Source organism: Streptomyces sp. NPDC037401, from assembly GCF_055602345.1.
Map to the genome: position 1 here is coordinate 76805 of NZ_JBVJWO010000016.1, position 15359 is coordinate 92163.

The following is a 15359-nucleotide window of genomic DNA, read 5'->3' on the forward strand; positions in this document are numbered from 1 at the left end:
GCGGAGTAGGTACCCACCAGCATCGGCACCTGGAACAGTTCGGCGCCGGAGGCGGCGATGCGCGCGCGGCCTGGCCGAGTGTCTCCGGGTCATGGGAGACGTGCGGTCCGTGTGCGCGGGCCAGGTCGGCGCCGCCGATCGCCTGCTCGCCGACGAGTTCATAGACGCGTCCTTCGTGAGCGGATGCCTCCACCGTCACCCGCACCGCAGCGTCGGCCAGATCCGCCCGCGCAACGGCTGCCAGACGGCCCTCACCGAGCGGGGCAGTGATCCGGCCGCCCTCCAACGGCGCGAGCCCGGCCAGCAACTCCGCGTAGGGGCCGTTGCGCAGGATCGTCCAGCCCATGGTGCTCTCCCGGAGCCGCCTCTCAGTCCAGCGGTGCGGCAGCGCGTAAGGGAGGTGATCGCCGTCGGCGGTCAGACTCGTATAGACGACTTACCCCACACCTGCCTTCTCGGCGGCCTCGATGGCAGCGCCGTGCCGGGCTGTGGCGGTGTCGTCCTCGCCCTGGCCCGCGGAGATCAGGACCAGCACATCCACACCGTCGAAGCCCCTGATGAGGGTGCTGCGATCGTCGAAGTCGATGCGGCGGACAGGCAGCACAGCCGGGCACTGCCGAGGATCGCGCGTTCCGAGGACCGTGTCGTCACGGTCGGCCAGCCGCTCGGCAATCAGCGCGCCCAAGGCACCGGCAGCTCCGGTAACCGGGATCATCGGGGTCTTCCCGTTCCGGTAGGTTCTCTTCAGTAACCGGGATCATCCTGCGGGTTTGCGTCACGAGGCGTAAGGAGGCACTTCCATGTCAGTAGGGCACACAGGGGTAACCACCGAACCCGTGGTCACTTGCGGCGACGAGCACGAGGATTGCGGGATCCGTGAGGTGCTCGACCGGATCGGGGACAAATGGTCGGTCCTGGTCGTGGTCGAACTGGCCCAGGGCGTACGTCGTTTCCGACAGCTGCAACGCGCCGTCCCCGGTATCTCGCAGCGGATGCTGACGCTCACTGTGCGTCGGCTGGAACGCGACGGGCTGATCACCCGGACCGTGCACCCGGCAGTGCCTCCGCAGGTCGAGTACGAGCTCACGACGATGGGCCACAGCCTCACACATCTGGTGCGAGCCCTTGCGGATTGGTCGGCCGACCACCGCGATGCCATCGCGCGAGCACGCCGAGAATGGGATGCCGTGCATCCCGACTCCGGTATCCGCTGACCGAATGGGCTCCAGCAGCCAGCCGACACCCTGCCGACTGCGACGCGGACGGCCTGATCAACCCCCTCCACGGACTTCTGCCTCCGCATGTGGATGATCCGGGGCAACGGACTCCGGCAGTTCGCTCCGCTGCGGCCGGACGAGGAGGACCAGGGATTCCACCCGGAGCGGTGAGCCGGGCCAGTGGCGTCACGCCGGCACCGCTGGCCGCAGGACACTCATGCGAATCGGGAGAGTGCCAGAAGCGGCCGGAGGGCAGCCTTTCGGGCTACGAGAGTCCGCTGCTCTCGAACCCGGCGAACGGCGACGGCGAGCCTGGTCACCCTGCGTGGCGAACTGCACTTTCTGGTTGTGGGAGCCGAGGGAGGACAAGGCCCGGCATGTTCCCGCGCTGTAGATTGATCTTGAACGCGGACGATGTGACCGCAACGGGAGGGAACACCGTGATCCAGCTTTCTGCTGCGCCCATGACATGGGTGGCGACTGGGGACAGCATCACCCAGGCCGTGCTGCACACCCATGGCGCACGGGGGTGGGTGGAACATCTGCAGGAACGAGTCCGGTGGCAGATGGACAGACTCACCGACGTCGTCATCAACACCGGCGTGTCCGGCTGGCGTGCTGTCGATGTGCTCGACGCCTACGACCATCTCGTCGGACGCTTCGATCCGGATGTCCTGTCGATATCACTCGGCACCAATGACGCCCGCGCCGGCCACGCCGGGCTGCCCGAGTTCCGTGACGCCATGCACCAGCTAGTCGGCCGGGCAGCCGGGCAGACCCAGATCGTGCTGCACACCCCGGTACTGGTCAGCATCGCCGGCCGCGAAGCCCGCGGCGCACTCCCCGCCTACGCCCAGGCCGTACGGGAGCTCGCCAAAGAGGCCGGCATTGCGCTGGTGGACCACGAGGCGCACTGGCTAGAGCACTTCGGCACTGCCGATCCGATCGCCTGGCTCGACGACCCCGCGCACCCCAACGCTGTCGGCCACCTCCGCATGGCCGAGCACACCCTGCGGACCCTGGGCCTCGGACCGATGGAGGACAGAACCTGATCGCCCGGGATCTCAAGCCGGTTTACACAGCCGTCGACGAAGCGCAGGCCTGGTGCCCGCTGACGAGTTCAAGGAGAAGTGGGGCAGCAGGTTTCCATCGATCAGTGGGATCTGGGAACGGTCCTGGAACGAGTTCGTCCGTTCCTTTCCCTGCCGCCGGCGATCCGCCAGGTCATCTGCACGACAAACGCGATCGAGAATCTGAACGCGCGCTACCGGAGGGCGGCACAGGCCTGCGGGCACTTCCCGAACGAGAGGCCCTCAAGCGGCTCTACCTGGCCACCCTCGCTCTCGATCCCACCGGCCGGGGCCGTTAGCTCTGGAGCAACCGCTTGAAAGCCGCTCTCGACGAATTCGACATCCTCTTCGACGGCCGCCTCACCTCCAGCGCAACCTGGTCGGCGGCATCCGGGGCCGTGCCCGCCGGAGAGGCCATGCGCACGGCGTGGCGAGGTCGGGGTGCTTGGGGGCTGGGTCATGATCGGCTGCGTGAAGACTTCCGGACGTCTGGCCGCCTTCGCGGTCGCGGCCCTGCTCGCCGCACTCCCCGCGTGCTCGGGGTCCGACGGCCGTGGCGGCGGTGGGACGGGTGCCCGTACGGGCGCGGACACCGCTCGGACGGGGGCTGCGGGCACGGTGTTCCGGGGCGGGCACCCCGCTGCCGCAGGTGCCGGTGACCCGTACTTCCCGGAGCTCGGCAACGATGGCTACGACGTCACCCACTACGCCCTGACCCTGGCCTACGACCCCGGCAGCGGCCGCCTCGAGGGCACTGCGGAGATCACCGCGAAGGCCACCGAGGACCTCAGCGCCTTCAATCTCGACCTCCTCGGCATGGAGGTGCTGAGCGCCACCGTCGACGGCCGCAGCTCACGGGTCCGGCGGGACGGGCAGGAGCTGACCCTGCAGCCGCGCGATCACCTCAGGAAGGGCGCCGCCTTCCGCAGCGTCGTGCACTACGCCGGCACGCCGGAGTCGATCACCCATGACCACGGGTGGCGCGAAGGCTGGTTGAGGACGGAAAACGGAGCGGTCGCGTTCGGTGAGCCGACGGGCTCGATGTCCTGGTTCCCGGGCAACCATCACCCCTCGGACAAGGCCTCGTACGACATCACCGTCACGGTCCCCAAGGGGGTGCAGGCGATCTCCAACGGGCGGCTGCGCGCCCGGCGCACCAGCGGCGACCGCGCCACCTTCCACTGGCACCAGGCCGAGCCCATGGCCAGCCATGTGGCGACCGTGGCCATCGGCAGCTACGACATCAGGACCTCCCGGACCCGATCGGGCGTCCCGGTCGTGTCGGCGATGGACACGACCGCGAGCGTGGACGAGGACGGAGCGGTCCTCGGCCGGTTCCCCGAGATCATGGATTGGGCCGAGGGGAGGTTCGGTCCCTACCCCTTCTCCGCCGCCGGGGTGATCGTCGATCAGGCGGCCGATGTGCCCTACGCCTTGGAGACCCAGACCAGGCCGACCATTCCGGCCGGCATCTTCCACACCATCAACGTGGTGCACGAACTGGCCCACCAGTGGTTCGGCAACTCCGTCACCCCGCGAACTTGGCGGGACATGTGGCTCAACGAGGGCTTCGCGACCTATGCGGAGTGGCTGTGGACCGAGGACCACGGTGGGGCCAGCGCCCAGGAGCACTTCAACCGCAACCACGCCAAGGCCGCGGACGACGACGAGTGGGACTTCCCGCCCGCCGAGCCGCCGAGCGCCTCCGACATCTCCGGCCAGCCTGTGTACGTGCGCGGCGCGATGGTGATCCACAGGATCCGCCAGACGGTAGGCGACGAGGGCTTCCGTGCCCTGGTGCGGGGCTGGACCCTGCGCCACCGCCACGGCCACGCCTCCACGGACGACTTCACCGCGTACGCGGAGGCCAAGGCCGGCCGGGACCTCGACTCGATCTGGGCCTCGTGGCTCTACGGCGACGGCAAGCCCGCGTGATGGGGTCGACGCGGTGTCAGGTCCTGATGCGCCGGTGGGCGGTCTCGACGAGCTTCATGTACTTGTTCCAGTTCCACGCCGTCCCGGGGTCCTCGTGAGTTGACAGCGGGACCTCGACGTGGCCCAGAATGTGGTCCCGGTCGACCGGCACGTCGTACTTCGCGCAGATCGTGGCCGTGAGGACGGCGGATGCCTCGTACATCTCGTCGGTGTAAACAGGCTGATCGATCCAGCCTTCGTGCTCGATACCGATGCTCCGGTGGTTGTACCAAACGCTCCCGGAGTGCCAGGCAACGTCGCGCTCGCGCACGCACTGGGCGATCCGCGTGCCGGTTGCGCTGATCACGTAGTGCGCGGACACCCTCTCGGCGGGGTCGTTGAACAGGGCGAGCATGGTCGGCAAGCGGTCCGTCGTCAGGTGAATGACGACGTATTCGATGGGATACGCCTCGGGGCGGTCGGAGGGCGTGTAGTTGGACTCGGAGGCGTCTACCCAGACGGCGGGGGCGTAGTCCACCGAGGTGTCCCGACGCAGGGTCGCAGGCGGCCCGGCGGCGACGGGGGCCTTGCGTACGGGGCTCGGCAGCGCAGCCTTCCCCTTCTCCTCGGGCCCCATCAGCTGGGGCAGCCCGACAGCGGCCAGAGCCGCACCCGCGGCGCCGGCAGCACCCCACAACAGCCGTCGACGGCTAAGCGGGCTGTCTTCCATGGCCACTCCTCATGAGGTCGAGCAGGCACGCAGAGGACGACACGCCATGAATCGCGGCATCACGACATATAGGCGGTACGTCACGTAATCTGATCCTTCACCAGTGCCCGCACCCCAGCAAGCCGATCCCCCACCAATCGGCGCACACCCTCACCCCTGACCGGGCCCGTCCCGCCGGCAGGCGCCACCCCGTTCCACTGCCATGCGGTCCACCATGCCACCGGTCCAGGTCCCCCTCGTTCGGGGCCCGTCGGCCGATTCCCGCGCGCGGCGACAACACGAGGGTCACCGCGCCCCGTGGCGGGGGCTTGTCGATGAGGTCGTCACGACTGGGGAAGTCGCCGTGTCGGCAGGACGCGGCGGGTGAGCGCGGAGAGTCCACACTTTCGCCGAGTTGCTCATCCCGACCCCTGGCAACGCCGCTGCACTGATCGACCGGATCACCCGGTCCCGCGCGGCCGGCCTGCCGTTTCTGCCTTCTTCACGACAGGGCTCGAACGCGACCGCTCCGCAGTCGACGCCGCAGTCACCCTGCCCCACCACAACGGCCGCGCCGAGGGGTGCGAACTGCAAGATCAAATTCTTGAAACGCCAGCTTTACGGCCGAGCCGGACACCGCCTCCTCCGCCGGCGAGCTGGGGCGGCCGCCCCAGCTCGCGTGGGAAGGTGCTCGCCGTCAGCGGAGTTCGTCGTTTAGAAACCCGGCAGCCTCCGCGTGGTCGGCGGCGACACCAACTGGGACCACCGGCCGTCGGAGTTCCGTTCAAGTAGCAATCGCGGGGCGTCGGGGGCCATACGAGCAGCGCGGGCGCCCGGGGCGAGGGGGACGGCGCGGCGGGTGCCGGTGAGCCAGTGATCCGTATGCCTGCGCCGCTCACGGCGGGCAGCCCATGCTTCCAGGCTGTTTCGGCGCGGAGCCTCGGGGGTTTCGCTGCTGTCCACTGCTTCTCCTTACCGCTGGCGCGCTGAGGGCACGCCGTTGTGCGGGTCGTCCACCCATGGTGTAGCACTGCCGGGGGTGATGGTGAGGCCGAACCGGGTAGGGCCCGGGCGGCCGGCTCACCCGTGATCGCCATGCGCATGAAAGCATTGCCGGCGTCGCACGAGGGCGTGCGGCGGCGTACGGAGATCAATGCCGGAGGTACTCATGGGGCCCAACATCGATGAACGCGGCCGACCCTGGACGGCTTCGGGTGGCGGACCGGTCATCGTGGTCCCGGCAGAGACGGCTGAGCACTGGCGGGGGACTCTGCCTCCCGTGGGCCTTGCGGTTCCTGAGGGCTGGGCCTGGGGTGATCCGGACGGCCCGGAGTGCGACTATGACCGGGCGTGCAATCCGCCGGTTTCCGAGGGGACGCCCTTCGGGGGCTTCGGGTGGGTCGATGTGCAGGGGCGGCCCGTCCTGATCCTTGACGGCGAGACCCTCACGTGGTTCGCAGCGGACCACGAGGGCGGGTTCATCGTGCGCTATCCGATCGACGAAGCCGACCACGATCCCGAGAAGATCCCCGCAAGTGCCTGGCACTCTGTCGGAGTGGACGTCATCTCGCTGGCCGATGGCCGCCTTTACATGTTCGATTCGGCCTACGACGGGGCCGCCCACCCGGGAGAGATCCAAGCGTATGACGGGGTAGGCGTCATCGAACTCGGTTCTGGGCACTGGCGAGTCGATTTCGCCACCAACGCCAGCGAGGTCGATTTCGTGCGCTTCCGCCGTGCCCGAGGTGAGTAGGACCGCGTCCTATGTGGTGAGACCTCGTCGGTGTCGGTATGGGGCGGGGTACATGGAGTTGGATTGTTCCGGACGGGCTGTGGGAGATCGCGGAGCCGTTGATCCGGCAGTCGAGGGTTCGGCCACAGGGCGGCGGGACGCAGGACACCCCTGATGAGACGCTGTTCGCCGCGATCGTCTATGTCCTGATGAGTGGCTGTGCCCGGCGGGCACTGCCACCCTGCTTCGGGACATCGAAGTCGACTGCCCACCGCCGGTTCCTGATCTGGTCGCGAGCAGGAGTCCGGGGCCGACTGCACGAGGAGATACTGCACCGGCTCGACGACGCCGGCCTCCTCGATCTCTCCCGCGCCGTCCTCGACCTGCGGAAATGGCTCCGCGGGAAACGGATCGGCGTCCGCATCGCCCGCAAAGGCATCGAGTCATCGGAACGACTCGGGCGCCGCAGGCGGGTGATCGAACGGACCATGTCCTGGCTGACCGGGTATCGCCGCCTCAACCACCGCTACAAACGCCATCCCCGCAACTACCTGGCCTTTCTCGGCCTCGCCGCAGCAATCTGCTGCTACAGACGCCTCATCCGCCTCACCACATAGGACACGGTCTTGGTGCTCCGCCGTCCGCGTCAGTGCACGCCGTTGTAGACCTGCCAGCCGGTGGCGATCTTCGTCTTGGCGGTGAAGGTGCCCTTGCGGGTGCCGCTCCAGCGCCAGAGGCTTCCGGCGGTGTCGCGGGCCAGCAGGTCGGGCCGGCCGTCGCCGGTGAGGTCCCCGGCGCCGACGACGGCGTTGTACGAGGCCCCCCAGTTCTCGGTGAGCAGGGTGCGGGCGCCGAAGGTGCTCTTGCCGGTTCCGTACATGCGCCAGAGCTTGTTGCCCTTGTCCTGGAGGAGGAGGTCGCCGAAGCCGTCGCCGTTGAGGTCCCCGGCGCCGACGATCTTCTTGTAGTCCTTGAAGCCCGTGCCGAGCAGGGTGCGCGGGGTCAGCCAGCCCGCGGGGGTGCCGTGGTAGAGGTACAGGCTGCCGGTCTTGGGGTCGCGGGCGAGCAGGTCCGGGCGCCAGTCGCCGTTGATGTCGCCGACCGGGGCGATGACGTCGTACGCGTTCCAGCCCTTGCCCAGGACCCGGTACGGGCTGGTGGGCTTGAGGGCGGCCCCGCAGGCGGGGGTGTACATGCGCATCTCGCCGGTGGCGAGGCGGACCAGGGTGTCGTTGCAGCGGTCGCGGTCCCCGTCGCCGAAGGGGATCGGCAGGAAGCCCTTGGGCCAGCCGGTGGAGGTGCTGCTGCCGCTGAAGTTGCCCGTGGCCGGGTTGCCGTACGCGATGCGCAGGGAGCCGGAGGCGGTGGTCTGGAAGAAGTCCGCGGTGCCGTCGGGGACGCCCGCCCGCGAGCCGAAGTCCCGGTGCACGGCGTTTCCGCCGGTGACGGTGAGCGTGCCGGTGGCCAGGACCGTGCCGGTGGGGGATTCCGGCGGCGTGGCCTTGAGCTCCCAGCGGACGGGCCCGTTCGGGGCGATGGTCTCGCCGGGCGCCCGGCCGTTCCACCGGAAGGCGAACGTCGGGTCCGCTACCTGCTCGTCGAAGACCGCGGACCACCGTCCTCCGGGGGACGACATGCTCAGGGTGATCCGGGCCGGCTGGTTGAGGGTCCACGTCGGGGCCCAGACCACGGCGTCGAACGGGACCCTGCCGTACAGCTTCGCCGTCGCGGGCACCCTCGAGGAGACCACGCCGACCGGGGGCAGGCTGCTGGTGCGCTGCGACATCATGTCGCCCTGCCAGCTCGAGTCCTGCAGCTCGAAGAGGGTCGTGGCGGAGCCGTCCGGGCCGGCCGCGATCTGGTCCGCTTCCTCTGCCGCCAGGAGTGTCTTGCGGTGCGTGGGCAGGGCTGCGGGCGCGTTCCAGGAGCCGTCCGCGGGGTTGCGCGCGGCCGTGGTCAGTCGGCCGTCCTGGACCCACAGGACGCGCAGGACGCCATCGGGGCCCATCGACACGTCGTGGTCCGAGTAGAGGGAGCGCTTGGCTGGTGTGCTGAGCCGGGTGGGTGCGGGCCAGTGCGCGTCGGTCTTGGCAAGGGTGCTGCTGAAGAAGCCCAGGCCCTCGTAGGTACCGGACGTCTTCGCCTCCCACCAGACCAGGGTCACGCCGCCGTCTGGGCCGACGAGCGGCCGCGGGCTGGGCAGGCCGTCGCGGTGCGCGTCGGGCCGCCATGGCAGTGGGGCTGCGGTCCAGTCCGGGCTGCCCGGCCGCCGGACCGCCGCGTGGTGGGACGTGTCGGCCCAACTGGCGTTCACCGCCCAGGCCACGGCCAGGGTGCCGTCGGGCCCGGAGCCCAGCTCGGGGCGGCCGGTGCCCCTGGCGGGTGCGGACAGGGCCCGGGCGGCGCCCCAGCGGGCGGCGCCGGCGGGGCGGGTCGCGGTCTCGATGCGGTACGTGTGCGCAGCCGTCCTGAGGCGCCAGGCGGCCACCGCTGCGCCGTCCGCGGTGACGGTCACGGCGGGGTCGCCCGCGTACCCGCCCTGCGGGGCGGTGGCCAGGGGCTCCGGTACGCCCCAGGTGCCGTCCGCCGCCTTGGTGGCCGCCATCACGGTCGTGATTCCCGGGTCGAACTCCGGGTCGGTGACGGGCTTGGTGTGCGTCTCCTTCGTCTGCTCCGACCAGACCGCGGTGTACGTGCCTCCCGGCCCGGCGGCCAGCCGTATGTCCGCGAACAGACGGCCGTCCGCGGTGTCCATCAGGATCTGCGGTTTCGTCCAGGTGTCAGCGCCGACGGGCAGGACGGCGGTCATGACCCGGGTGGCCAGCGCGGCCGGCTGGTCGGCGGTCCAGTCCCCCGGGCCCTCGCCCCACAGTGCGGTGACCGAGCCGTCCGTCCCGACCGCGAGCTGGAGGTTCCCGCGCGTGGCCGGATCCATGGACAGCACCCGGCGCGGCCCCCAGGTGCCGCTGTCGGCGGGGCGCACGGCGGTGTGGAGCCGCTTCGTCCAGCGGCTGTGGGAGTTCCACAGGGCCACCGCCCGGCCGTCCGGCGTGACGACCAGTTCCTTCTCCGCGATCTGGATCTTGTCTTTCGTCACCTCCTGCGGGAGGTTCCACGGCGGCAGCGGTGCCGATGCGGATCCGGCTGCGGGTGCCGGTGCGGCGGCGGCCGGGCTCGCGAGGAGCGGCGGGACGGTGCCCCCGGCTGCGGCCAGTGCTGCGGTGGCCACCGCGACGGCCAGTCGGCCGCGCGTGCAGATGTGTGGGCCCATGGAGCGGATTCCTCTTCTCCGTGCTGTGACGATCACCAGGTTTGACTGGCGACCCGCTCCGAAGGTTGTACGGCGTCCCTCTGAGAACTTGGCCAGGGCGGTCGGCTGAGAACTTGGCCAAGGTGGTAGGCGGGCCGGGTCCGTACCCTGCCGACCAGCCGATGCCTGCGGTGCGGCAGGCACCAAACTCGGTGGACGCGGTACGAACCGACCGGAAGGAACACCCGACGATGAGCGGCACGCGCGCCGGCAGCACCCGCGCCAAGCCGGGTGATTTCAGCCCGGCCGAACGCAAGGCCGCCCGCGTGCTGCCGGCCGGATACCCCAACAAGGCGGGCAGCTCGGCATCGGATGACGGCCGCGCAGCCTTGAGCGTGGCCGGTCGGCGGCTGCCCCGTGCTGCCGAGGCGGCTCTCGAAGAGGCCGGCCCTGACCGTCGGCGTCGGCGTCGGCGTCGGGCAGGATGGCAGGCTCTTCGCTACCCGCCTGGCGCGGCCGCCACGAGAGCGGTGCGGGCTCGCATACGTGTCGCGTCTGCGCGCGGCGGCGCGCCGAACTGCCTTTTGTACTCACGGCTGAACTGCGAGGGGCTGTCGTATCCCACGCTGGAGGCGACACCGGTCACGTCGTACGGGCGACGGGCCAACAGCAGCCGGGCCGCCTGCAGGCGGATCTGCTTCTGGAACTGGATCGGGCTCATCGCGGTGACCGACTGGAAGTTCCGGTGGAACGCGGAGACGCTCATCCCGGAGGACTGCGCCAGGTCCTCGACCCGGAAGCCCTCGGCGTAGTGCTCGCGGATCCAGCCCACAGCCCGGGTGATGTGAGTCAGGCCACTGTCCGCGAGGCCCAGCTGCCGGACCGTTTCTCCCTGCTCCCCTGTCATCAGCCGCCAGAGAATCTCGCGCTTGATCAGAGGGACCATTACCCGGCGGTCGCGCGGCCGGTCCAGCAGGCGCAACAGCCGCACGACGGCGTCGATCAGTTCGGCCGGTGCGTCGCTGACCATGATCCCGGGCCGGGCCGACCGGGACGACGGCGGCAGGTCGCCGGGCCCCGCCTGAAGCATCAGCTCCGCAATGACGGCGGGATCCAGCGTCATGCCGAATCCGAGTTCGGGCCCCTGTGCGATGCGTCCCACCACCGGCAGATCAGCCGAGGCGACCAGGTACTGGCCGACGCCGTACTCGTACACCCTGTCTCCGAGCGCGAGCCGCTTGGTCCCCTGGGCGATGACCGCCAGCACCACGCCGGACATCGCGTACTCCGGCTCGGCGCCCGGTTCGGCCCGGCAGATCCGGACGCCGTCGATGGCCGTGCCCAGATCGGGCCGCGCATGGCGGCCCAGCAGGTCGCGGAGCTCGTCGAGAGACATGCCCCCATCTCATCACGCGCCCCGCAGAATCCCCCTGCCAGGAAGAGGATCGTGCAAGAACGTGCGAGAACCGGGCGGGCCCCTGCGCGCCGGACCGGCCGGGGCGCTTACTCCCCCACGTCCTCGTAGTGCGCAATGATCCGGCCGCGGGCGCTGGCGTGAAAGCGCAGGTGGAAGCCGACCAGGGCCGGCGACGCGTCCGCGTCCGGGCCAAGCTTCTCCCGGTCGACGGCGTACACAGTGAACACGTACCGATGCGGGCCGTCCCCTGCCGGGGGCGCGGCTCCCCCGAAGTCCCTGCTGCCGTAGTCGTTCCGTACCTGGACGGCACCGGGCGGCAGCCCTGCGAAGTCCCCGGTTCCGGCCCCGGCCGGCAGCCCGGTGACGTCCGCCGGAATGTCGAAGACCGTCCAGTGCCAGAACCCGCTGCCGGTCGGCGCATCCGGGTCGTAGCACGTGACCGCGTAGCTGCCGGTGCCCTCAGGCCCGGCCGACCAGCCGATCTGCGGCGAGGAATTCCCCTTCGCGTACACGTGTGCGTCCGGGAGGGTCCCGCCGTCGGTCACATCCGTGCTGCTCACCGACAACTCGGGCACCGGCGGGTGGAAGTCGTGCGGCAGAGGAGGCCGTTGCACCTGATCACTCAACTTCTTGATCCTTCATCGTGTCTACGAGGGCCGCTGCCCTGGGCGTGTCCCCATCGGAGCACGAATCCGGCGGGAGAGGCTTATGCCCGGGAGGATCGTGCAAGAAGTTGCGATCTTTGCCCGGCCCGAGGCGCCGGTGTCGCGTCGGAGGTACCCGGCGCTGGAGCAAGGCATGGGAAGACCGTCCGGCCAGGGCACACGTCGAGGGCCACCCGGGACTTGCGGCCCAAGATCAGACCAGGTCAGCGCCACTGGGACCGGCGGACCCGCTGGACGGGCCGATCGTCCCGGAGCGGCGGTGGCGAGGGCGCCGTGGTCACCTCCTGCCCGCCCGCGAGCGGGCCGAGGACGGCTCCGCCCGCGCCTGGCCACGGAACGCGTCGTACCGGCCGGTGACAGACGTCTGTCAAGCGTCCGGCGCGCGGCCGGTCAGGCGCTCACGAGGTACCAGGCACCCTGGCCGTTGCAGAGGTTGCGGTTGTAGCTGGTGGTGCGGTAGCCGGGCGGGATGGGTGAGCCCGAGCAGGCCCATATGCCGTCGTGGGCAACTCGGTGGTACCACGCACCCTGGCCGTTACAGAAGTTGCGGTTGTAGTCGGTGATGACGTACCCGGGCGCGATGGGTGAGCCCGAGCAGGCCCATATGCCGTCATGGGCAACTCGGTGGTACCACGCACCCTGGCCGTTACAGAAGTTGCGGTTGTAGTCGGTGATGACGTACCCGGGCGCGATGGGCGAGCCCGAGCAGGCCCAAATGCCGTCATGAGCCAGTTGGTGGTACCACGCACCCTGGCCGTTACAGAAGTTGCGGTTGTAGTCGGTGATCACGTACCCGGGCTCGATGGGCGACCCGGAGCAAGCCCACCCGGCTGCCGCGACCTGCGCCCCCCGTTCCGCGGCGGCGGCCGTGCCCGCCGTACCGGCGAGCATCGCGGTGGCGATCAGCGCGATCGCTCCGATCACCGCCGCGATTCTGCCTCTGGCGACCGCCACCCCCGTACGTCTTCTCCCCACCCCGCGGAAGGGGCCGGCCGATTCACTGCTCTGCGCCAGCCCTGGCATACCGCGCCGCCTCGACTGCCGTTCCCGGATGCTCATGCATACCCTCCCTGCAAGGACGGCGGCTCATGCCGCTGTCACGACGGGCAGAACGTAGCAACGGAATTGCACGCATGACCGGCAGCGGCTGATTTGCCAGGAATAAAGGCTCAAGGCCACTTCTTGACAGTGTTCGCACGCATGAACCACTACCAAGCGTGCGCCTTGAGAGGGCCCCGGCCCCGGCCCCGCCGATGACGCACGGCGGGAGCGCGGTGCGCGCTACCGCAACTCACCGTCGCAGTCCGGCAACCTGAGGGTCCGCTCGGCGTGGCCGCCCACCAGTGATCGTCACCCCGGCGCCACCGCCCGGCTGACGATCGTCGACCGCTTAGAGCGCCCAACACAATGAGGTTGATGCCTACATGCAGGCGATGGAGCGGGTGAGATCCTCCGTGAGGAAGATGGTGAACCGCCCTGCGATCCGGTGATCGTCGCCAGGTAGATCCGTGCTGTTCCTGCGGCATGGAGTCGGTCGACGGCTTCGGCCAGCCCGGGTCGACGGGTGACGCCGGTGTCGAGCATGACCTGATGCCGGTGGGACCAGATGTCCCGGAGCTGGTGTGCAGAGGCGGTCTGGCTCTGGAAGAGCTCGAAGTCGGAACCTGCCTGGAGCTCGGCCAGGGCGGCACGTGCGGAGGTGCTGTCGTCCCGATCGAGCGCGGCTTGCAGGTCGTCGCGGTTCATGCGATCAGTCTGCCGGACCCGTCTTCCGGCAAGGGCGGTTGCCGGTCAGGTAAGCGACACGGCCTCCTGCACCTGCCGACACGTCTGCGATCCGGACAGCCTGGGGTGCAGCTGCCCGGGCAGGATGTGCGATCGGACGGCGGGCTTCAAGGTCGACCAGCGGTGTCGCGTCGTTGTGGTTCTTCTGCAGGGCGAACTCGTCCACCCGCAGCACCCGCACCGCACGGGGTTCCTCAAGGTCGGAGGCACGCAGAGGGCGCAACAGGGGTGTCCTTCGACCGGCCTTCCCGTCCCCGGGTGAGCCGGGCGGCGGCCAGGGCCTTGGCGACCCGCGCCGGCAACTTGCGCCGGACTGGGGCGTGTCGGGCGTGGGGGCTGGTGAGGCCCCGCCACCTGCTCCGCGGAAGTCACAGTTGGGCATCCGGGGCTGAGGCACTTGAACCGGCGGACCATCAGTCGGATGACGACCGGCGGCGTCCGCCAGACGGCGTTCGTATCGGCCGTGGACCCGCCGCGGCAGCCATCCGCACCGCGGGCATCGTAGTCTTCCGCCTCCTCCCGCCGTCCGCCGCCCAACCCCTGCCGTTGCGGATCCGCCCCGGCGCTGTTCTACGATCACGGTTCGACGATCATCCAGGACGCCCTACGAGGACTGGACGCCGTACGAGGACTGGACGGACTGGGAGACGGAATGGCGATCGACAGGCCCGGGCGGCCGGAGGATCTGCCGGCGGCCGAAGTGCTGTGGGCGCGCTGGGCCCTGGTCGCCGTACTGGAGACCACGGCTGCGGCGGAGGCCCTGGGCGGCCGCCGCGGCGGCACCTGGATCGACGCCCAGGGCCTTCACCTCGACGACCGCGGCTGCACCTGGTGGACGTTCCAGCAGGTGGGAGAGGGCCGCTTCCTGTTGTACGGCGAGGACGAGTCCAGTGCCGTGAAGTGGCACGAACCCGCGATCGACATGCTGGCGCAGGCGCCGGACTGGCTGCCGTTCGAGCGGCTGCGGGAGCTGCTGGAGGGCTGGGAGCTGGGCTGCGTGTACTGGTACGAGAACGGTGCCTGGGCACGCGCGCCCTACCCGGACGGGCTCGACGACGACGGCCTCGACTGCGGAATGAGCCGTTTCGCGGTGCGCGAGGAGGCGCTGCACGACCTGATCGCCTCGGAACGCGGCCTGCCCCGGGGGCGGGCGGACGGCCTGCTGGCCGCGGCCGAGGCGCGCAGCCTCACGGCCTCCGAGATCCGGGAGGTGCTGGACGCAGCCGCCGCCGCGGGCGAGTACGTGCCGGCGGACCGGGAGGCGATGCTGCGGTCCCTGGAGCTCGCGGCCCTGACGGCCCCCACTTCCGTCACTCCGGCCCCGTCCAACCAACCCGGCTGACGCCCCGGAGTCCGTCCTGCCGGCCCCCGTACCGCAAAGGCACCGGCGGGAGTACGGGAGGGGCGCAGGCGAGATGGCCGGGGACACCAGGCCGTTTCCAGCCTCGATCCATGATCACGATTCGTCGCCCCGTCGTGCTCCAACTCGTCCGCGAGGAGCGGCTGTCGCTCGACCAGACAGCGGAGTTCGGGCACTGTGTGGGCGCTCCTCCCGGACCTGTCACGGAACAAGGCGTGTACGCCTCGCCGTGGTCTGCGA

The 15359-nt window shown here is 70.1% G+C and carries 14 protein-coding genes and 1 pseudogene; 7 read left to right on the forward strand and 8 right to left on the reverse strand.

From position 1 onward, the window contains the following. Positions 1-436: 436 nt before the first annotated feature. Entirely contained in the window at positions 437-715 is a 279-nt protein-coding gene (locus tag ACZ7H1_RS19130; protein WP_470788056.1) for an NAD(P)H-binding protein, read from the reverse strand. 85 nt (positions 716-800) lie between these two features. Here ACZ7H1_RS19130 and ACZ7H1_RS19135 point away from each other — a divergent pair, with 85 nt between their 5' ends. From ACZ7H1_RS19135 to ACZ7H1_RS19150, 4 genes and pseudogenes are all read left to right on the forward strand, one after another. After that, positions 801-1214: a winged helix-turn-helix transcriptional regulator gene (locus ACZ7H1_RS19135; protein ID WP_470788058.1), complete on the forward strand. Its 414-nt coding sequence runs from the start codon at positions 801-803 to the stop codon at positions 1212-1214. Between the two features lie 443 nt (positions 1215-1657). Further along, positions 1658-2269 (forward strand): SGNH/GDSL hydrolase family protein, encoded by a 612-nt coding sequence (locus ACZ7H1_RS19140; protein WP_470788059.1) that lies wholly within the window; start codon positions 1658-1660, stop codon positions 2267-2269. Further along, positions 2269-2655, forward strand: a pseudogene (locus tag ACZ7H1_RS19145) (transposase); the annotation flags it as partial. The gene ACZ7H1_RS19140 and the pseudogene ACZ7H1_RS19145, both read left to right, overlap by 1 nt. A gap of 91 nt (positions 2656-2746) precedes the next feature. Further along, positions 2747-4222 carry a M1 family metallopeptidase gene (locus tag ACZ7H1_RS19150; protein WP_470788061.1) on the forward strand — a complete coding sequence of 492 codons (1476 nt, stop codon included), beginning with the start codon at positions 2747-2749 and terminating at the stop codon, positions 4220-4222. A gap of 16 nt (positions 4223-4238) precedes the next feature. Here the strand turns inward: ACZ7H1_RS19150 and ACZ7H1_RS19155 are convergent, their stop codons facing one another. Beyond that, the gene (locus ACZ7H1_RS19155; RefSeq protein ID WP_470788063.1) at positions 4239-4931 is read right to left on the reverse strand and encodes an N-acetylmuramoyl-L-alanine amidase; all 693 of its coding nucleotides are present in this window, start codon (positions 4929-4931) and stop codon (positions 4239-4241) included. A 693-nt stretch (positions 4932-5624) separates the two neighbouring features. Further along, positions 5625-5873, reverse strand: a complete 249-nt coding sequence (locus ACZ7H1_RS19160; RefSeq protein ID WP_470788064.1) for a DUF6087 family protein — start codon at positions 5871-5873, stop codon at positions 5625-5627. Between the two features lie 316 nt (positions 5874-6189). Between ACZ7H1_RS19160 and ACZ7H1_RS19165 the strand changes: the two genes are divergently transcribed. Both ACZ7H1_RS19165 and ACZ7H1_RS19170 read left to right on the forward strand, forming a co-directional pair. Then, positions 6190-6663: a hypothetical protein gene (locus ACZ7H1_RS19165; protein WP_470788066.1), complete on the forward strand. Its 474-nt coding sequence runs from the start codon at positions 6190-6192 to the stop codon at positions 6661-6663. Between the two features lie 38 nt (positions 6664-6701). Beyond that, positions 6702-7259 (forward strand): transposase, encoded by a 558-nt coding sequence (locus tag ACZ7H1_RS19170; RefSeq protein ID WP_470788068.1) that lies wholly within the window; start codon positions 6702-6704, stop codon positions 7257-7259. A gap of 29 nt (positions 7260-7288) precedes the next feature. Here the strand turns inward: ACZ7H1_RS19170 and ACZ7H1_RS19175 are convergent, their stop codons facing one another. From ACZ7H1_RS19175 to ACZ7H1_RS19195, 5 genes are all read right to left on the reverse strand, one after another. Continuing rightward, positions 7289-9913: an FG-GAP-like repeat-containing protein gene (locus tag ACZ7H1_RS19175; protein WP_470788070.1), complete on the reverse strand. Its 2625-nt coding sequence runs from the start codon at positions 9911-9913 to the stop codon at positions 7289-7291. A 478-nt stretch (positions 9914-10391) separates the two neighbouring features. Then, on the reverse strand, positions 10392-11288 hold the full coding sequence (locus ACZ7H1_RS19180; protein ID WP_470788072.1) for an AraC family transcriptional regulator: 897 nt from the start codon (positions 11286-11288) through the stop codon (positions 10392-10394). Positions 11289-11395: 107 nt separating this feature from the next. Continuing rightward, positions 11396-11935: a YbhB/YbcL family Raf kinase inhibitor-like protein gene (locus ACZ7H1_RS19185; protein ID WP_470788074.1), complete on the reverse strand. Its 540-nt coding sequence runs from the start codon at positions 11933-11935 to the stop codon at positions 11396-11398. A 429-nt stretch (positions 11936-12364) separates the two neighbouring features. Continuing rightward, the gene (locus ACZ7H1_RS19190) at positions 12365-12898 is read right to left on the reverse strand and encodes a hypothetical protein (protein ID WP_470788075.1); all 534 of its coding nucleotides are present in this window, start codon (positions 12896-12898) and stop codon (positions 12365-12367) included. 426 nt (positions 12899-13324) lie between these two features. Further along, positions 13325-13720, reverse strand: a complete 396-nt coding sequence (locus ACZ7H1_RS19195) for a hypothetical protein (RefSeq protein WP_470788077.1) — start codon at positions 13718-13720, stop codon at positions 13325-13327. 691 nt (positions 13721-14411) lie between these two features. Between ACZ7H1_RS19195 and ACZ7H1_RS19200 the strand changes: the two genes are divergently transcribed. Then, a complete protein-coding gene (locus ACZ7H1_RS19200) occupies positions 14412-15101 on the forward strand; it encodes a hypothetical protein (protein WP_470788079.1) in 690 nt (229 codons plus the stop codon). Positions 15102-15359: the final 258 nt, after the last annotated feature.